The following is a 17,644-nucleotide window of genomic DNA, read 5'->3' as shown; positions in this document are numbered from 1 at the left end:
GGGCGGCCTTCGGCGCTCACGCGCCGGTCCTGGTGCCCGCGGTGGTCCGGGCGGCGGCCTCTGCCACCGGCCGGTACCGCGTGTGTGACCTGAACGAAATCCGAGAGGGGGCCCGAGCGTGTCGATCTTGGAGAATATCCGGGGACCGCACGACCTGAAGGCGCTCGCCGAGGCGGAACTCGGTGAACTGGCCGTAGAAATAAGGGAGTTCCTGATCCAGGCAGTGGCCAGGACCGGGGGACACCTGGGGCCGAACCTGGGGGTGGTAGAACTCGCCATCGCACTGCACCGCGTCTTCGACTCGCCCGCCGACCGCATCCTCTGGGACACCGGCCACCAGAGCTATGTGCACAAACTGCTGACGGGCCGGCAGGACTTCTCCAAACTGCGCAGCAAGGGCGGCCTCTCCGGCTACCCCGCCCGCGAGGAGTCCGAGCACGACGTCATCGAGAACTCGCACGCCTCGACGGTCCTCGGCTGGGCCGACGGCCTCGCCAAGGCCAACGAGGTGCTCGGCAGGCCCGGCCATGTCGTCGCGGTGACCGGCGACGGAGCGCTCACCGGCGGGATGGCCTGGGAGGCGCTGAACAACATCGCGGCCGCCGCGGACCGCCCCCTGATCATCGTCGTGAACGACAACGGGCGCTCGTACGGCCCGACGACCGGCGGCCTGGCCAACCACTTCGCCACCCTCCGCACGACCGACGGCTATGAGCGCGCGCTCGCCTGGGGCAAGGAGGTACTCCGGTCGACGCCCGTGGTGGGAGAGCCGCTGTACGGATCGCTGCACGGCGCGAAGAAGGGGTTCAAGGACGCCTTCGCACCGCAGGGCATGTTCGAGGACCTGGGGCTCAAGTACATCGGCCCCGTCGACGGCCACGACATCGCCGCCGTGCAGTCGGCGCTGAACCGGGCCAAACGCTTCCACGGTCCGGTGCTCGTGCACTGCCTCACCGAGAAGGGACGCGGCTACCGGCCCGCCCTGGAGGACGAGGCGGACCGCTTCCACACGGTCAGCGTGATGGACCCGCTGACCTGCGCGCCGCTCGCCCCGCCCGGCGGCCCCTCCTGGACCTCGGTGTTCGGCGCCGAGATCGCCGCCATCGGCGCCGAGCGGCCCGATGTCGTCGCGATCACGGCGGCGATGCTGCACCCGGTCGGCCTCACCGAGTTCGCCGAGCGGTTCCCCGACCGGGTCTGGGACGTCGGGATCGCCGAACAGCACGCGACGGTCTCCGCGGCGGGACTCGCCACCGGAGGTCTGCACCCGGTGGTCGCCGTGTACGCGACCTTCCTCAACCGGGCCGTCGACCAGCTGCTGATGGATGTGGCCCTGCACCGCTGCGGGGTGACGTTCGTCCTCGACAGGGCCGGGGTCACCGGCGTCGACGGTCCCTCGCACAACGGCATGTGGGACATGTCCGTCCTCCAGGCCGTACCGGGGCTGCGGATAGCCGCGCCCCGCGACGCCGACCAGCTCCGCGCCCAGCTCCGGGAGGCGGTCGACGTGGACGACGCGCCGACCGTACTGCGCTTCCCCAAGGAGTCGGTGGGCGAGCCGCTCCCGGCGGTCGGCCGGGTCGGCGGTATGGACGTACTGCACCGGGCCGCCCGGCCCGAAGTGCTGCTCGTCGCCGTCGGGGTGCTCGCCCCGGTCTGTCTCCGCGCCGCCGAACTCCTCGAAGGCCGCGGCATCGGCTGCACGGTCGTCGACCCGCGCTGGGTCAAACCGGTGGACCGGGCACTCCCCGGACTCGCCGCCGGGCACCGGCTGGTCGCGGTCGCCGAGGACAACAGCCGCAGCGGCGGGGTGGGTTCGGCGGTCGGCCAGGCGCTGCGCGACGGCGGGGTCGACGTACCGCTGCGGACCTTCGGGATCCCCGAGCAGTTCCTCCCGCACGCCAAACGCGCCGAGGTGCTGGCCGACATCGGGCTCACGCCCATCGAGATCGCAGGACGGATCAGCGCCGCCCTGAAAGCCAAGGAGAAGACGGAATGACGGAAGGCGCACCCAAGGGCCTCGAACCGAAGGCGTTCGATCTGACGGCCCTGCTCGCCGAGCGTGGTGCCGAGCGCTACGAGCTGCACACCCGCCACCTCAACCACCAGCTGCCGAGGATGCTGCACACCATCGGCTTCGACAACGTCTACGAGCGGGCCGATGGCGCCCACTTCTGGGACGCGGACGGCAACGACTACCTCGACATGCTCGCGGGCTTCGGCGTCATGGGACTCGGCCGGCACCACCCGGTCGTCCGTAAGGCGCTGCACGATGTCCTGGACGCCTCACTCGCCGACCTGACCCGCTTCGACTGTCAGCCGCTGCCCGGCCTGCTCGCCGAGAAGCTGCTGGCCCACTCGCCCCATCTGGACCGGGTGTTCTTCGGCAACAGCGGTACGGAGGCGGTCGAGACGGCGCTGAAGTTCGCCAGGTACGCCACCGGGAAGCCCAGGATCCTGTACTGCTCGCACGCCTTCCACGGGCTGACGACCGGTTCGCTCTCGGTCAACGGCGAGGACGGCTTCCGGGACGGATTCGCACCGCTGCTGCCCGACACGGCAATCACTATGGGCGATCTGGCCGCGCTGGAACGCGAGTTGAAGCGTGGCGACGTGGCGGGCTTCGTCGTCGAGCCGATCCAGGGCAAGGGGGTCCTGGAGACTCCGCCCGGCTTCCTGCGCGCCGCCCAGGAGCTGCTGCACCGGCACAAGGCGCTGCTGATCGCCGACGAGGTGCAGACGGGGCTCGGGCGGACCGGCGACTTCTACGCCTACCAGCACGAGGAGGGCGTAGAACCCGATCTGGTCTGTGTGGCCAAGTCGCTCTCGGGCGGGTACGTCCCGGTCAGCGCGACGCTGGGCAAGGACTGGATCTTCAAGAAGGTCTACTCCTCCATGGACCGGGTGCTGGTCCACTCGGCCAGCTTCGGCGCCAACGCCCAGGCGATGGCCGCCGGGCTCGCCGTGCTCTCGGTGATGGAGGACGAGGAGACCGTCGCCCACGCCCGCGCCACCGGTGAACTGCTCAAGTCCCGGCTGGCCGCGCTCATCCCGCGGTACGAGCTGCTGCACGAGGTACGCGGGCGTGGGCTGATGATCGGCATCGAGTTCGGGCGTCCCTCGTCGTTGAAGCTCCGCAGCCGGTGGACCATGCTCCAGGCGGCCCGCAAGGGGCTCTTCGCGCAGATGGTCGTCGTACCGCTGCTCCAGAAGCACCGCATCCTCACACAGGTCTCCGGGGACCATCTGGAAGTGATCAAACTGATCCCGCCACTGGTCATCGGGGAGGCCGATGTGGACCGGTTCGTCGAGGCGTTCACCGCGGTGATGGACGACGCGCACGGCGGCGGCGGGCTCATGTGGGACTTCGGGCGGACCCTGGTGAAACAGGCGGTCGCCAACCGCTGAGAGCCTGACCCGACCGCTTTTTGCCTCAGAGGCAAGAAAATTGCCTCTGAGGCATTTCGCTGTCCCAATGGACGTATGAGCACCCCCGAGGAGGATCTGCCCGACGTCGCTCCGCGTCTGCGCGAACTGCGCCGGCGCGGGCGGCTCACCCTGGAGGCCGCGGCCCGCCGGGCGGGTCTCTCCCCGGCGCACCTCTCCCGCCTGGAGACCGGTGCCCGGCAGCCTTCGCTGCCCATGCTGCTCTCGCTGGCCCGTATCTACGGTACGTCGGTCTCCGAGCTGCTGGGTGAGGTGCCGCCGGAGCGGGACCCCGTCATCAGGGGCGGCCGCCGCGGCTCCGTCGAGGCCGACGGCTGGACGTACCACCCGGCCGGTTCACCGGGCCGGGCGATGCAGGCCCTGCGAGTGCAGGTGCCGTACGGGGCCCAGGGCGATCTCGTACGGGTCCATCCCGGCGAGGAGTGGCTGTACGTCCTCAGCGGGAGGCTGCGGCTGACCCTGGGCGAGGCGGCGCACGACCTCGACCCCGGGGACAGCGCCCACTTCGACTCGCTCACCCCGCACCGGATCGCGGCCGCGACCCGGGGCGGGACCGAGCTGCTCTTCATGCACACCCTGCTGCAGAGCCCTGACCTGCACTGAAGCTTGATCTGCACTGAAGCCTGATCTGCACTGAGCCCGGTCCGACAGGGCGACGAGACGACGAGAGAGGTCCGCCATGCGCGATGACACCCCCGCAGGCACCCCCGCAGACGCCCACGAGGAGAAGCGGTTCCCCAGAGGACTCGTCATCCGGCTGATCGCCTATCTGGTGGCAGGCCACCTCTTCGCCGGTTTCGTCTATCTGCTGTTCACGCTCGGCGGTCAGCAGTAGCAGAGCCCGCGCCGGTGGCTCAGGAGGCTTCTTCGAGCAGTCGGGCGCACAGCTTCTCGCGGGTCTCCTGGCTGACTCCCAGTCCCTCGGCGAGATAGCGGTCGGTGCTGCCCCAGGTCTCGTCGATGGCCCTGAAGGCCGTCTCCAGATAGGCTGCGCGGGCCTCGAAGAGCGGGCTCAGCAGCTGCATCACCTCGTCGTGGTGCGGGTTGGCCGACTCGTCGCTGCGCTTGACCAGATAGCGCCGCCGGGGATCGTTCGACTTCAGGTAGTCCGCCTCGACGGCGTCGCGCTCCACGCCCGCCGCGAGCAGCGTCACCGCTATCGAGAGACCCGCCCGGTCCTTGCCCGCGGCGCAGTGCATCAGGGCCGGCACGCTGTCATCGGCGAGCGCGTGGAGCACCCGGCTGTGCTCGGCCGTCCTGGTCGTGATGATCGTCCGGTACGACTCGGCCATCCGGCCCGCGGCCCGGTCGTCGGAGAGGATCTTCCGCAGCTGGGCCAGGTCGCCGTCGCGGACCATCCGCCAGAACTCGGAGCCGTCCGCCGGGTCCGTCAGCGGGATGTTGACATGGCGGACGCCCGCCAGCTCCACGTCCCGGCCGTCCAGGGCCACATCGGCCGCGTTGCGGAAGTCGAAGATCGTGTGCAGCCCGAGCGAGGACAGAAAGGCGGCGTCGTCGGCGGTGGCGTGCGCGAGGTGGCCGCTGCGGAACAGCCTGCCCCGGCGCACCCGCCGGCCGTCAGCGGTCGGCAGCCCGCCCACGTCACGGAAGTTGCGGACCCCGGCCAGCTCCGGTTCTGCCGACGGGACCTGCGGAAGTTGCTGCGTCACGGGGCTCCTCGGTGTCCTGCCGGTGCGCGGCTGGCCGCCGCCGGCGCGGTGGTGGACCTGACGGTCCGGCCGGGTCGTCACGGCCCGGACTTCTGACGATGGAATTCCGACGATACGACATCGGTGCGTGATGCAGGCATCGTGTCCGGGAGAGGCGGGACGGCGCCCCTTATTCCGTCTTTAGGCAAACTGGCCAGGTGGCTTTTCTCACGGCCCGTCACCCCCTTAATACGGTCGCGTAGGTCACATCGTGAGGTGCAGGATGGGCCGTTGTGGCAGACGATTCGGCAATCAAGAACAGAGACATCATCGGGTCGTACGCGGCGATCGGCGACAGCTTCACCGAGGGAGTCGGGGACCCCGGACCCGACGGGAACTTCGTGGGCTGGGCCGACCGGCTCGCCGTACTCCTGGACGACCGCGTCCCCGAACACACCTTCCGTTACGCGAACCTGGCGGTACGCGGACGCCTCCTCGACCAGATCGTCGACGAGCAGGTCCCGCGGGCCAAGGAACTCGCCCCCGACCTGGTCAGCTTCTCGGCCGGCGGCAACGACATCATCCGGCCGGGCTCCGACCCGGACGACGCGGCCGAGCGCTTCGAGCGGGCACTCGCCGATCTGACCTCCTCGGTCGGCACCGTCATGGTGACCACCGGGTTCGACACCCGGGGTGTTCCGGTCCTGCGCCATCTGCGCGGCAAGATCGCTACGTACAACGAGCATGTACGGGTCATCGCCGCACGGCACGGCGCCCCGGTGCTCGACCTCTGGTCCCTCAAGACCATCCAGGACCGGCGCGCCTGGGACGCCGACCGGCTGCACCTCTCGCCCGAGGGCCATACCCGTGTCGCGCTGCGCGCCGCGCAGGTGCTGGGCCTCGACGTCCCCGCGGACCCGGACCAGCCGTGGCCCCCGGAGCCGCCACGCGGATCGGCCGAGGTGCGGCGCGACAACATCCAGTGGGCCCGGGAGCATCTGGTGCCGTGGATAGGCCGCAGGCTCCGCGGTGAGTCATCGGGCGACCATGTCGCCGCCAAGCGCCCCGACCTGCTGCCGCTCTGACGACAGCGCGTACGCCCCGGCACGGATCCGGCGGGACAGATCCGTGACCCGGTGGCGGCGCGGACCGTTCACGGGGCCGTTCCTCCACCGTCGTGCCCGCCGCACATAATGGATCGACACCGCACACCTGGAGGTCCCCGTGCCCGCTTCCCGTTCTCTGCCGCCCCGGCTCCGCGCGCTGCGGCCCGAGGGCTTCGGCGCGGACCCGGCCGGAGAGCGGATGGCACGTATCCGCCGCTCGCCGAACTTCGCCGACGGCGTCTTCCAGAACCCGGTGGGGGCCAGGACCCGGCCGACCGGCTCCATGGCCGAGTTCGCGAAGGTCTACTTCCGCAAGGAGGAGCGGGCCCGCAGATATCCCGAGGGCACCGTTCCCGTCCATGCCACCACCGTCGCCGACCTCGCGAAGCCGCCGGCCTCGGGGCTGCGGCTCACCTGGATGGGGCACTCCAGCGTGCTGGCCGAGATCGACGGCGCGCGGGTGCTGTTCGACCCCGTCTGGGGGCAGCGCTGCTCACCGTTCTCGTTCGCAGGGCCGAAGCGGCTGCACCCCGCGCCGCTGCCGCTCGCCGCTCTCGGGTCCGTCGATGTCGTGGTGATCTCCCACGACCACTACGACCATCTGGACCTCCCCACCATCAAGGCCCTGGTGGGGACGGGTACGGTCTTCGCGGTGCCGCTCGGCGTGGGTGCCCATCTGGAGCGCTGGGGTGTGCCCGCATCCCGGCTGCGCGAGCTGGACTGGAACGAGACCGCCGAGGTGGCCGGCATCCGGCTCACCGCCACCCCGGCCAGGCACTTCTGCGGGCGCGGGCTGCGCAATCAGCAGCACACCCTCTGGGCGTCCTGGGCCGTCGCCGGGCCCGAGCACCGGATCTACCACAGCGGCGACACCGGATACTTCCCCGGCTTCGCCGAGATCGGCTCCGAGCACGGCCCCTTCGACGCCACGATGATCCAGATCGGGGCGTACTCGGAGTACTGGCCCGACATCCACATGACACCGGCCGAGGGCGTACAGGCGCATCTGGACCTCCAGGGCGGGAAGCCCGGCGGTGCGCTGCTGCCCATCCACTGGGGCACCTTCAACCTCGCCCCCCACCCGTGGGCCGAGCCCGGCGAGTGGACCAGGGACGCCGCGGGGGAGGCCGGGCAGGCGGTGGCGCTGCCCCGGGCCGGTGAGCCCTTCGAGCCGTCGGGCAAGCTCCCGTCCGACCCGTGGTGGCGGGCGGTGTCCCCGCCGGTCGCCCGTCCGTGGCGGGTCTCCACGGCTCCGGCCGCCACCCCGGCGGGCGGCCGGAGCGGTGTCGGTCTCGCGGAGGAGCAGCACTCCTGAGGTGAGGGGCGCCCGGGGGATCGGGCGCCCGGTTCAGGCCGCCGGTACGGGGTCTTACGGCCATCGGTACCGCGTACGGTCGCCGTACGGGCCTACGGTCATCGGACCCCGTCTTACGGACACCCGCCTACGGCCGTGGCACCGCGAACTGGAAGCAGCCGTACTCCAGGGCGCGTACGTGCACCAACGCCACTTCCGGGGCGGCGAACGCCTCATCGAGGGCCGAGTCGAACCCGGCGTCCGCCTCCTCCGGGATCTCGAAGAGACGGCCGCCCACGATGTGCCCGTCGGCGTCATAGCGCCGCAGGGTGCGCAGTGCGCCCGGCCGCGCGAAGGGGTAACCGCCGGTGGTGCGCGGGCCCTCGCACTCCCCGGCGTGGATGAAGACCGGTCCCGCCTCGTCGTACGCGCCGGGGTCCGCGCCGTTCGCGGCCGCCCAGCGGCGCAGCGGTGCGTACGAGACGAGAGCGACCCGCTCACCGGGCTCGATCGCCCGCAGACAGCAGCGCAGCGGGCTGCCCACACAGTCGATGGGGTCACCGTCCTCGCGGGCGATGTACGGGTGCGGGGGCCGCCCGGAGTCGTCGGAGACGCGGAGCTCCCGGAGCGCGTCGGCGGGAATGGGAAGAGGCATGTACGTGGTCATGGCTCCAATCTCGCCGGAGCGCCCCGAAGGTGCTGGCGGGATTCTGACGCCGAGTCCGGTCGCGCCTCAGCCCCCTCCCGGGAGGGGGCCTGGCCTCAGCTGCTGTGAACGGTGTTCTGGCCGGTGCTGTGTCCGGTCTGCTCCCGGGCGCCGGTCTGCCGGGCCGCTGCCACGATGTTCTGGAGTGCGGTCAGATGGTCGTCCAGCGCCTGCCGGCCCTCGGGGGAGAGGGAGAGCCAGGTTCTGGGGCGCTTGCCCACGTGGCCCTTGCGGATGTCCAGGTAACCGGCCGTCTCCAGAGCGGACGCGGTCTTGCTGAGGACCGAGTCGGAGACCCGGCAGCCGTCGCGTACGGCGGCGAACTCGGCCTCGTCACACGCGGAGAGGAAGGCGGCGACGGCCAGCCGGGTCGGATGCTGGATCGTCTCGTCCAGCGTCGGCCCACCCTGTCCCGGTGGCGCCCCGGTCACCCCAGCTCCGCCAGGGTCCGCCTGATCACCGCGTTGCGGGCCAGGCAGGTCAGCCAGACGCCGAGTCCGCCCACGACGAACGCCGTGAGCTGCGCGGTGCCCAGGTCCGTGCCGAAGATCCGGCACAGCCATCCGGCCAGAATGCCCGCCAGGAAGACGGCCGGCAGCGCGACCCGGCTCCGCCACAGCCGGGCCGGCCAGGACCGGTCGATCAGCACCCCGGCCCCCCTGCGCGCCGCCCGCGCGAGTGCGACGACGACGCCCAGCGCCACGAGCGACACCGCGAGCGCCAGCAGCGTGGCCGCACCGCCCTTGTCGTCGCTCCAGGCCCGCACCGCACCCGCCACGATCACGGCCGCGGCCGCGGCCGGTCCGTACCACGCGGGGGAGAGCCCGGCCCGCAGCCGGGCCCGCTCCTGCGCCGTCGCCACGTCCCGCAGGGCGCCCGCGGCGTGCTCCGCCGGTTCTGCGGCTGAGGGGCGTATGCCCTCGTCGGCCGTGGGGCGTACGTACTCGTTCTCCTGCGGCGGCATGGTCACACCGGACCTCCCTGGGGCACACGATCGGGCTGAGGCTTGCCATCGTGTCACGTACTTTCCAGATTGGAAAGTACGTGCTGCCCCGTCACGCTCCCGCCCGCTCAGTAGATGTTGGCCTCCATCTGCGGGCCGTCCCCGCGGGTGCTGTTGATCTGGGCCCGCAGCGCGATCTCGTCGTACACCCGCATCTCGCGTACGATCCGACCCCCCTGGATCAGGAACTGGGAGGCTCCGAGCAGCGTGACGGGCTGGTCGGTCGGCCGGCCGAAGACCGGTGTGCCGCGGTAGCTCCCGTGCATGGTCCACAGGACCGCGACGCGCAGACCCGCGTACCGCTCGGCGTAGTTGGTCTGTACGTCCCGCACCGAGAAGCGGGCGTCGGGGAAGGCGCCGACCATGGCCAGCAGGTCGCTCTGGTACCGCTCGGGGCGGATGACCGTGCGGTCGCCGACCGTGTGCAGGAAGAGGTCCCGCACCATGAAGTCGTCGACCTTCTGGAGCCGCCGCTGCGTCCAGACCTCGTCGATGAACTCCAGGACCATCTCGCACTCGGGCCGGAAGTCGTCCGGGCGCGGGCCACTGACGCCCGCGAGGAGTACATCCTTCGGCGGCTCGTCCGTCATGGAGCCGCTGTAGCCCTGGAACCGGAGTGCGCGTGCGGCCTCGTCCGGGTCGATGCCGCGCTGGAGGCAGGTCGCGAGTTCGTCGCGTACCACCCACTCCTCGACCATGCGGCCCCGGCGATAGAGGCAGTTGGCGACCGTCCGCTTGCGGATGCGGATGTTCCGGCCGTCCACGAGGTGCTCGTCGGCCGAGAAGACCAGATGCGAGCTGAGGAAGGCGTCGTTGCCGCGTGCCTCCCACACCACGTCCTCTGCCTGGCCGATGTGCTGCGGTGTGCTGCCCATCCTCATCGTGCTGCCCTCGATGACTCCGTCGCGGCCGACGACGGTGCCCAGCCCTGTGTGGACGATCGAGTCCGGTTCGTAGTTGTCGACGATGTACGAGATGTCGCGGCCGACCCAGATGCGGTCGGTCACCTCACGGATGAAGTCGTCCGGGTCGGTGTAGGGGTGGTAGGCGACGGGGTCCAACGGCATGGGATTCTCCTTCTCTTGATGGCGCGTCAATGCGTATGCGTATGCGTATGCATGAGATCTTGAGGTGGGCCGGCGGGCGTCACCGGGCGAACTTGTCCGCCCCGAGCTGGCTGCGGTACGTCTCCGTCATGAAGGCGCTGACCACGACCAGGGCCACCACCGCGGCCGCCGCGAGGTAGACCCACACCGCGTAGATCGTGTCGAAGCTGCTCACCAGCAGTTCGGCGACGAACGGTGTGATGCCCATGAAGACCGAGAACGAGCTGTTGTACGCGATGGCGCTCGCGCTGAAGCGGGAGCGCGTGGCGAAGAGTTCCGCCGTGCAGACGGTGACGATGCCGGTGAGGAAGAACTCCGGGACGATGTAGATCAGTTGGCTCACGATGGCGGTGGGGAACGTGCCCACCTCGCCGACCCGGTAGGCCAGCGGGACCATGACGAGGCAGGCGACCGCTCCCGTGATCAGCATCGGCTTGCGGCCGATCCGGTCGGAGAGCATCCCGGCCAGCGGCAGCAGCGGGATGAGGACCGCGACCGAGATCGCGTTCGAGGCCAGTGCCATCCAGCGGGGCAGCCCCAGGGTGCCGGTCAGGTACTGGGGATAGAAGGTGACCCAGCTGTAGGAGAGGATCGCCAGCATCACCGAGACGCCGCAGTAGACCAGGATCGGCCGCCACTGGGTGCGCAGCGCGTTGCGGATCGGCGCCTCGACGGCCTGGGTGCCGTTCTCCGTCGCCCGGATGAACTCGGGGGTCTCGTCGATCCGCCTGCGCAGCCAGATCCCGACCGCGCTCAGCGGGAGCGTGAGCAGGAACGGGATCCGCCAGCCCCAGGAGTCCAGGGCCGGACCGTCGAAGAGCCAGCTGGTCAGAGCCGCCGTACCGGCCCCGGCGAGGATGCCGGCGAAGCAGCTGTTCGAGGCGTACGAGGCGTAGTAGGCGCGCCGTTCGGGCTCCGCCCACTCCACGACGAAGGCCACCGCCCCGACGTACTCGCCACCGGAGACCATGCCCTGGACCACCCGCAGCAGCAGGAGGAGCAGCGGGGCGAGGATACCGATCTGCTGATAGGTCGGCAGTGCGCCGATCAGGGCGGTGGCCACGCCCATGAGCACGATCGTCCACAGCAGTGTCTTCTTGCGGCCCGCCCGGTCTCCCCAGCGGCCGACCAGGGTGCCGCCGAGCGGGCGGAACAGACAGGCGATTCCGATGATCGCGTAGGTGCTCAGCACCGCGGCGGCCGGGCTGCTGTCGGGGAAGAACGTCGGTGCGAGCACCGGCGCCATATAGCCGTAGAGGCCGTAGTCGAACTGCTCCACGAAGTTCCCGATGCTGCCCGCGCCGATGGCCCGGTGAATCGCACTCCGCCTCTCCCGGTCGACTCCCTTGGTGCCGGGGGCGGTTGGGGGCGGCACTACAGCGGACATGGCTTCTCCGTTCGAGCCGGTACTGCGCCGATACTGCGTACGTGCTGCGGGACGTGCAGTGATGCATACGTATGAACTTCCGCCGAACATTAGGGAGCGGTGCGGGGGGCGTCAAGAGGTGGGACGGACCCGCTCGCCCCGGTCCGTGAACCGGTGCGTCAGGGGGGCGTGGGCCGGTGCGCGAGGGGCCGCGAACCGCTGCGTGAGGGTCCGCGAGCCGGGGCATGACGGATCAGCGGACCGGTCCCCGGACCGCCTGCCCGGCCCCTCCGGAGGGCTCAGAGGGGCTCGGACACCCCGGAGGGCTCGGTACGCCGCCGGAGGGGCCTGACGGGTCCGCGGCGGAGGCGCCCGACGGGTCCGCAGGCCGCTGTCAGCAGCCGGTGCCGCCCTCCGCGGGGTGCGGCGGCGCGAGGGTGCGGAAGGTGTCCATCAGGACATGTGCCATGTTGTGGAGCACCAGTTGGGCCCCCGCGTGCTCCGCGGCGCGTGCGCCTTCGGGCCCCGGGACGATCGTCATGACCGCTCGCCCCGCCTCGCGGGCCGCCCGGTGCGCCGTGGCGATGAGTCCGTCGATGACGTCCTGACCGGGGAACGCGCAGTCCACCGTCAGATCGGCCGGGCCGACCAGCACCGCGTCCACGCCTTCGGTGGCGACGATCTCCCCGGCGGCGGCACAGGCCCGTTCGGTCTCGATCATCGCCACGACGAGGGTGTCATCTGCGGCGGCCAGATGCTCGGCCGCCGTGACCGTACCGAAGCGGCCCGCCCTGCTGTACGTCGCGAACCCTCTCCGGCCCAGCGGCGGGTAGCGGTCCGCCGCCACCGCACGCCGTGCGTCCTGCGCGCTGTCGATGTGCGGATGGATGATCCCGGCGGCTCCCAGGTCCAGACAGCGCAGCGCGAGTGCGGGCTCGGACGTGCCGACCCGTACGAGTACGTCGATGCCCTGTGCGGCAGCCGCTGTCAGGTGGTTCTGGAGCGACGTCATGTCGGCGGGGCCGTGCTCGCAGTCGATGACCACGTAGTCCAGGCCCGCGACACCCGCCATCTCCACCAGGGTCTCCGACGGGAGCCGCAGCAGGGCGCCGTAGAGGCGTTCCCCTGAGGCCAGCCGCTGTTTGAGGGACCGGCGCCGGCCCGTGTCCGCCGCCGTCATCGCGCCACCATCCCCGCCGACAGGTCGATGTCCGCCCCGCACAGCCCGGACATCCGGAGCATGGCGGTCACGGCGGCGCCGACCTCATCCGCTGTGACCATCCGGCCCAGCGCCGCACGTGAGACGAAGGCGTCCTCCGCCTCCGCGCGGCTGCTGCCGGTCCGTTCGGCCTCCAGGCGGAAGTTCCGCTCCATCCGAGGGCCCGCGACCGGCCCGGGGGAGAGGGAGTTCACCGTGACCCCCGAGGGCCCGGCCTCGCCCGCCAGTGTCGTGGTCAGACCGATGACGGCCATCTTGGACGCGCAGTACGGCGTACGCCGCAGCAGCGGGCGCTTCCCGGACACGGAGGCGATGTTGATGATGTCCCCCGTGCCCCGTGCGGCCATGGCGGGCAGGAAGGCGCGGCACATCAGGAAGACACCCCGGACATTGACGGCGAAGACCTCGTCCCACTCCTCCGCCGAGATGTCGGCCAGCGGGGCCACCGGTCCCGCGATCCCCGCGTTGTTGACGAGCACCGAGATCTCCTCACCGGCCAGGCTCCCGGCAAGCTCCTCGACGGCGGAAGGCTCGGAGACGTCACAGACCCGGTGGACCACGCCCGGTCCGAGCGCCGACGCCGTCTCCTTGAGCCTGCGCTCGTCGCGACCGGTGATCACCACGCGGGCGCCTTCGGAGAGCAGCGCCCGGGTGATGGCGCTGCCGAGGCCGCTGCCGCCGCCGCTGACCAGTGCGGTGCGCCCGGCCAGCGGGGCAGCGGTCGTGGCGCTCATGCGCCGCTCTCGTTCCACGGCAGCGTGCCGTTGCCGTACTTGGCCGCCCGTACGTCTCCGGACCGGGCGTGTCCCTCGAACAGCTCGACGCGTGCGGCCCGCCCGCACACCTCGCCGAGCCGCGCCGACGAGGAGGTGTCCGTCACCTCCTGATAGGTCACCGTCTTGAGGTACTTGCCGACCCACAGGCCGCCGGTGTAGCGGGCGGCGCCCCGGGTGGGCAGCACATGGTTGGTGCCGATGACCTTGTCGCCGTAACTGACGCAGGTACCCTCGCCGAGGAAGAGCGCCCCGTAGTCGCGCATCCGGTCGAGGGCCAGGCGCGGTTCCGCGGTGAGGACCTCGACGTGTTCGGACGCGTAGCTGTCCGCGATCTCGTAGGCCTCGTCCAGGGAGCCCGCCACGACGATCTCGCCGTGGTCCCGCCAGGCGGGCTCGGCGTAGTCCTTGGTCGGCATGGAGGGCAGCAGCCGGTCGATGTGGCGGCGCACCGTGTGCCCCAGCTCCTCCGACGTGGTGACCAGTACGGCGGGCGAGTCCGGGCCGTGCTCGGCCTGCGAGAGCAGGTCGACGGCGACCACGAACGGGTCGGCGTGCTCGTCGGCGATCACCAGGATCTCGGTCGGCCCCGCGAACAGATCGATGCCGACCTCGCCGAACAACTGGCGCTTGGCCTCGGCGACATAGGCGTTGCCGGGCCCGGCGATCAGCGGCACCCGGCCGATGGTCTCGGTGCCGATGGCGAGCGCGGCGACGGCCTGGACGCCGCCGAGGAGATGGATCTCGTCCGCGCCGGCGAGGTGCATCGCCGCGACCGTGGCCGCGGGGATCTCACCGCGGATCGGCGGAGTGCAGGCGGCGACCCGCTCCACCCCGGCGACCTTCGCGGTCACGATGGTCATGTGCGCCGAGGCGGTCAGCGGGTAGCGGCCACCGGGGACGTACGCGCCGGCCCCGGCCACCGGTACGTGCCGGTGGCCCAGGCGCACACCGGGCAGCGTCTCGATCTCGATGTCCCGCATCGAGTCACGCTGCGCCTGCGCGAAGGTACGCACCTGGCGCTGGACGAACCGGATGTCGTCGAGCACGGTCTCCGGCACTCCGGCGACGATCCGGCTGATCTCGTCCGGGCCGAGACGGAACGACCCGGGGCTCCAGTTGTCGAACTTCTCGGAGTACTGGCGGACCGCTTCGTCCCCCCGCGCCCGGATGTCTTCGAGGATGGCGCCGACACGGTCGGCCACGTCCGCGTGGGCCGCGCGGACCTCGCCTGCGGGCACGGGGGACTTGAGGAAATGGGGCATGGACCGGCTCTCTTCTGATGAGGGTGAGGGGGCGGGTGTGACGGCAGATGCGGGTGAGGGTGCGGGTGTGACGGCGGATGCGGGAAAGTGGCGGGAGTGGCGGGAGTGGCGAGCTGTGGGCGTACGGACGGCCGGCCGCTGAGCCCGGTCGGCGGCCGTGAGCAGTTCCCGCAGGGCGGCCGAGACCGCGTGCGGCCTTTGCCACGGCACCAGATGACCCGCCCCGGCCAGTTCGTGCAGCCGGGCACCGGGCAGGGCGCCGGCGATCGCGCGGTGGAAGTCCGGCGGGCACAGCGCGTCCCGGGTGCCGTACAGCACGACGGCGGGACAGCGTGCGGTGCGCAGCGCGTCGAACGCGTCGGTACGGGTGGCCTGCGCGGCGAGCTGGGCGCGGGCGGCGTCCGGGCCGACCGCGTACGCCATGTCCCGGTAGCGCCGCGCGGACCCGGGCGGCGGGCAGGGCACGTCGAACATGCCGGGCAGGGTCCGTTCCACCACATCGGCGAACCGGCCCGCGCCGATCAGCTCGTCCATCGCCCGCCAGGAGCTGTACTGGTCGGGGCGCGGCGCAGCCGCGTTGGCCGACATGGCGCAGAAGCCCGCGACCCGCTCCGGCGCCCGGCGCAGCACCTCGAAGCCGACGATGGCCCCGAGGCTGAGCCCGGCGAGGACGAAGGGTCCGGAGACCGTGGACAGCACCCGCTCGGCCAGCGCCCCGATGTCCGGTTCCGCCAGGGCCACTTGACGGACCTCGCGGTCTTGGGGCAGCGCCACACCGGACCAGAGACTCCCGTCGCACAGCATGCCGGGGACCAGTACCAGCGGCAGCGGTCCGTGCGTACGGTTCCCGGGCACGGTGGCGGTCACCAGGGGCGCGCGGAGCGCGGCAGCAGCGCGTACGGGGCGATGTAGCCGTTGTGGTCGATGCCGATCCCGGCATCGGCCGCGCTCTTGACGACCTCGTCGTCCCACTCCAGACGGACCCGGCCGTCGCCGGAGTTGACCACCAGCAGATCGCCTTCGGTCTCACCCACGTTGCGCAGGGTGCGCCAGGCGTCCTGCGGTACGGAGAGGATGTCGCGCGGCCCCAGGCGCACCGTCACCGGGTCGGTGCGGTTCAGCGTGACCTCCCACTCGCCGTCCTTGACGATCAGCGTCTGGGTCTCGCTCTGCCGGTGCAGCGATACGCCACGGCCGGGTTCGGCGCGCAGCCAGGCGGCGTTGTGGCCGTGCGGGTTGAAGATCCGGGGTTCCTGGTGCGGGTCCTCGGTCATGCCGTACCCGATGACGCAGCTCAGCCGGACGCCTCCGCCCGGCAGGGTGCTGTCCAGGAAGGGGTGCTCGGACCAGACCAGTTCGTCCCCGGCCGCGACGCGGCGCTTCATCTCCTCGGGGCTGTACCGCCGCAGCTGGTCGATGTACTCCTGGGCCATGGGGCGGGTCAGCTCGGCACCGGCCGGGATTTCGTCCCCGGCGACCGTGTCGATCAGTTCGTTGTCGGCGCTGAGGTGGAGACCGTGGCCTTCCGCCTCGCGCAGCACGGAGGGGCCCCAGATGATGCCCCCGGTGTCGTCCATGCCGAGCACGGTGAACATCCAGCCGTCGTCCGGGCCGGTGTTGGTGAAGCCGCGGAAGATCCAGGTGGGGACGGAGGCGATGTCGCCCGCCTTGAGCAGCAGCTCGCCCTCGGTGCCTTCGGCGCCCCAGCGCAGCAGGTACTCGCCCGCCGTGCAGACGAACACCTCGGCCGTGTAGTGCAGATGGAGGTTGTTGGTGATGCCGTGCGGCATGGCCGCCGCGCCGATGTTGAACCCGTGCGGGAGACGCAGATTGACGTGCTGGCCGGAGGCCTGCGAGACGCCGGGGCCGATCATCGCGTAGTTCTCCTTCCGGTCGGAGCCCGGCGTACGGCAGTCGATGAACGCCTGGTTGCAGGAGACGAAGTCGCTGCGGCGGACCGTCCGGCGGCCGAGCTCCGCGGTGGATACGACGACATCGGGCATGACTGACCCCTCTCTCGAACACGTGTTCCAGGAACACGGCTCGCGGAAAAATCGCTCTTGGAATACGTATGCATTCCCATGACAGACCCTGGGCCGGGCGCTGTCAAGGGTCAGGGGGCGTCTCGTTCTTGCGCGGTGGGGGCGCCGGGCGGGCGCAACTCGCCCTGGATGGGCTGGGGCGCTCACCTCTCCCGGGCGGCGGTGCGCGCCAGGTGTTGCACAGGACGCAACGGCTGTTGCAGGGTCAGGAGCCGCCCTTTAAATTCCTTTGCGTGCGGCGTAACTACCGTGCGCCGTAGGGCTATTGATGGGGAGGACCCCTTGAACGGAAAGCTCGCGACGACCAGACTCGCCGCGGTCGCGGCGGCCCTGCTCGCCGGGGTGGCGCTGGCCGTCCCGGCGTCGGCCGCCGCTGCCGCGCCGGCGCGGAAAGTGGTGCTGGCGGACTCGTCCACCTACTACGTCTATGTCACCGGGGTCAGCAGTTCGCTGGACGGTGCCCGGGCGAACGCGGACTACAGGCTTCCGCCCGGCTGTTACTCCGGCGGGGTGGTGGCCAGTGGTACCACCCCCGACAGCAATATCTGGGTGACCGTCCAGGGTGTCTGCTCCGGGGCGCAGTGACCAGGTCAGCACCCGCACAGTGCTGACCGCCTACCCGCGCGGCGCTGACCCGGTATCTGCACGGAAGTGACCGAGGGGCGCCG

Annotated in this window: 17 protein-coding genes; 7 read left to right on the top strand and 10 right to left on the bottom strand. The window is 71.1% G+C overall.

Annotated elements, in window-relative coordinates:
* Positions 1–118: 118 nt before the first annotated feature.
* From dxs to ACFXBC_RS03870, 4 genes are all read left to right on the top strand, one after another.
* On the top strand, positions 119–1,999 hold the full coding sequence (gene dxs, locus ACFXBC_RS03885; protein ID WP_385018332.1) for a 1-deoxy-D-xylulose-5-phosphate synthase: 1,881 nt from the start codon (positions 119–121) through the stop codon (positions 1,997–1,999).
* Positions 1,996–3,408, top strand: a complete 1,413-nt coding sequence (locus ACFXBC_RS03880; RefSeq protein WP_385018330.1) for an aspartate aminotransferase family protein — start codon at positions 1,996–1,998, stop codon at positions 3,406–3,408. Before dxs ends, ACFXBC_RS03880 begins: the two co-directional genes overlap by 4 nt.
* Positions 3,409–3,483: 75 nt before the next feature.
* The gene (locus ACFXBC_RS03875) at positions 3,484–4,050 is read left to right on the top strand and encodes a helix-turn-helix domain-containing protein (protein WP_385018328.1); all 567 of its coding nucleotides are present in this window, start codon (positions 3,484–3,486) and stop codon (positions 4,048–4,050) included.
* Between the two features lie 76 nt (positions 4,051–4,126).
* Positions 4,127–4,282, top strand: a complete 156-nt coding sequence (locus ACFXBC_RS03870) for a DUF6126 family protein (RefSeq protein ID WP_385018326.1) — start codon at positions 4,127–4,129, stop codon at positions 4,280–4,282.
* A gap of 19 nt (positions 4,283–4,301) precedes the next feature.
* On the opposite strand, the gene ACFXBC_RS03865 is transcribed toward ACFXBC_RS03870, so the two are convergent.
* On the bottom strand, positions 4,302–5,117 hold the full coding sequence (locus ACFXBC_RS03865; protein WP_385018324.1) for a tyrosine-protein phosphatase: 816 nt from the start codon (positions 5,115–5,117) through the stop codon (positions 4,302–4,304).
* 272 nt (positions 5,118–5,389) lie between these two features.
* Here ACFXBC_RS03865 and ACFXBC_RS03860 point away from each other — a divergent pair, with 272 nt between their 5' ends.
* Positions 5,390–6,181 (top strand): SGNH/GDSL hydrolase family protein, encoded by a 792-nt coding sequence (locus ACFXBC_RS03860; protein ID WP_385018322.1) that lies wholly within the window; start codon positions 5,390–5,392, stop codon positions 6,179–6,181.
* Positions 6,182–6,320: 139 nt separating this feature from the next.
* Positions 6,321–7,517, top strand: a complete 1,197-nt coding sequence (locus ACFXBC_RS03855; protein WP_385018320.1) for an MBL fold metallo-hydrolase — start codon at positions 6,321–6,323, stop codon at positions 7,515–7,517.
* 127 nt (positions 7,518–7,644) lie between these two features.
* Here ACFXBC_RS03855 and ACFXBC_RS03850 read toward each other — a convergent pair whose 3' ends face one another.
* The 9 genes from ACFXBC_RS03850 to ACFXBC_RS03810 form a co-directional block, all read right to left on the bottom strand.
* Positions 7,645–8,163, bottom strand: coding sequence for a DUF1203 domain-containing protein (locus ACFXBC_RS03850; protein ID WP_385018318.1), 519 nt, complete (start codon positions 8,161–8,163; stop codon positions 7,645–7,647).
* Positions 8,164–8,258: 95 nt separating this feature from the next.
* Positions 8,259–8,633, bottom strand: a complete 375-nt coding sequence (locus ACFXBC_RS03845) for a winged helix-turn-helix domain-containing protein (RefSeq protein WP_385018316.1) — start codon at positions 8,631–8,633, stop codon at positions 8,259–8,261.
* Positions 8,630–9,166: a hypothetical protein gene (locus ACFXBC_RS03840; RefSeq protein ID WP_385018349.1), complete on the bottom strand. Its 537-nt coding sequence runs from the start codon at positions 9,164–9,166 to the stop codon at positions 8,630–8,632. Before ACFXBC_RS03840 ends, ACFXBC_RS03845 begins: the two co-directional genes overlap by 4 nt.
* Positions 9,167–9,273: 107 nt before the next feature.
* Entirely contained in the window at positions 9,274–10,272 is a 999-nt protein-coding gene (locus ACFXBC_RS03835; protein WP_385018314.1) for an ester cyclase, read from the bottom strand.
* A gap of 79 nt (positions 10,273–10,351) precedes the next feature.
* Positions 10,352–11,698, bottom strand: coding sequence for an MFS transporter (locus ACFXBC_RS03830; RefSeq protein ID WP_385018312.1), 1,347 nt, complete (start codon positions 11,696–11,698; stop codon positions 10,352–10,354).
* Between the two features lie 373 nt (positions 11,699–12,071).
* On the bottom strand, positions 12,072–12,857 hold the full coding sequence (locus ACFXBC_RS03825; protein ID WP_385018310.1) for an HpcH/HpaI aldolase/citrate lyase family protein: 786 nt from the start codon (positions 12,855–12,857) through the stop codon (positions 12,072–12,074).
* Positions 12,854–13,630, bottom strand: a complete 777-nt coding sequence (locus ACFXBC_RS03820; protein WP_385018307.1) for an SDR family NAD(P)-dependent oxidoreductase — start codon at positions 13,628–13,630, stop codon at positions 12,854–12,856. Before ACFXBC_RS03820 ends, ACFXBC_RS03825 begins: the two co-directional genes overlap by 4 nt.
* A complete protein-coding gene (hisD, locus tag ACFXBC_RS03815) occupies positions 13,627–15,789 on the bottom strand; it encodes a histidinol dehydrogenase (protein WP_385018305.1) in 2,163 nt (720 codons plus the stop codon). Before hisD ends, ACFXBC_RS03820 begins: the two co-directional genes overlap by 4 nt.
* 8 nt (positions 15,790–15,797) lie before the next feature.
* A complete protein-coding gene (locus ACFXBC_RS03810; RefSeq protein ID WP_385018303.1) occupies positions 15,798–16,937 on the bottom strand; it encodes a cupin domain-containing protein in 1,140 nt (379 codons plus the stop codon).
* 321 nt (positions 16,938–17,258) lie between these two features.
* On the opposite strand from ACFXBC_RS03810, the gene ACFXBC_RS03805 reads away from it, so the two are divergent.
* On the top strand, positions 17,259–17,561 hold the full coding sequence (locus tag ACFXBC_RS03805) for a hypothetical protein (protein ID WP_385018301.1): 303 nt from the start codon (positions 17,259–17,261) through the stop codon (positions 17,559–17,561).
* The last annotated feature ends 83 nt before the right edge of the window (positions 17,562–17,644 follow it).

Source organism: Streptomyces sp. NPDC059398 (assembly GCF_042751845.1).
Lineage (GTDB): Bacteria > Actinomycetota > Actinomycetes > Streptomycetales > Streptomycetaceae > Streptomyces.
Note: the sequence above shows the minus strand (reverse complement) of the source record. Positions and strands in the feature narration are given on the sequence as shown.

Bases quoted from the DNA above. Each gene is read 5' to 3' on its own strand.
- ACFXBC_RS03880 (WP_385018330.1), top strand. From the start codon at position 1,996: ATGACGGAAGGCGCACCCAAGGGCCTCGAACCGAAGGCGTTCGATCTG.
- ACFXBC_RS03835 (WP_385018314.1), bottom strand. From the start codon at position 10,272: ATGCCGTTGGACCCCGTCGCCTACCACCCCTACACCGACCCGGACGAC.
- ACFXBC_RS03810 (WP_385018303.1), bottom strand. From the start codon at position 16,937: ATGCCCGATGTCGTCGTATCCACCGCGGAGCTCGGCCGCCGGACGGTC.
- ACFXBC_RS03870 (WP_385018326.1), top strand. From the start codon at position 4,127: ATGCGCGATGACACCCCCGCAGGCACCCCCGCAGACGCCCACGAGGAG.
- ACFXBC_RS03830 (WP_385018312.1), bottom strand. From the start codon at position 11,698: ATGTCCGCTGTAGTGCCGCCCCCAACCGCCCCCGGCACCAAGGGAGTC.
- ACFXBC_RS03875 (WP_385018328.1), top strand. From the start codon at position 3,484: ATGAGCACCCCCGAGGAGGATCTGCCCGACGTCGCTCCGCGTCTGCGC.
- ACFXBC_RS03825 (WP_385018310.1), bottom strand. From the start codon at position 12,857: ATGACGGCGGCGGACACGGGCCGGCGCCGGTCCCTCAAACAGCGGCTG.
- ACFXBC_RS03820 (WP_385018307.1), bottom strand. From the start codon at position 13,630: ATGAGCGCCACGACCGCTGCCCCGCTGGCCGGGCGCACCGCACTGGTC.
- ACFXBC_RS03850 (WP_385018318.1), bottom strand. From the start codon at position 8,163: ATGACCACGTACATGCCTCTTCCCATTCCCGCCGACGCGCTCCGGGAG.
- ACFXBC_RS03840 (WP_385018349.1), bottom strand. From the start codon at position 9,166: ATGCCGCCGCAGGAGAACGAGTACGTACGCCCCACGGCCGACGAGGGC.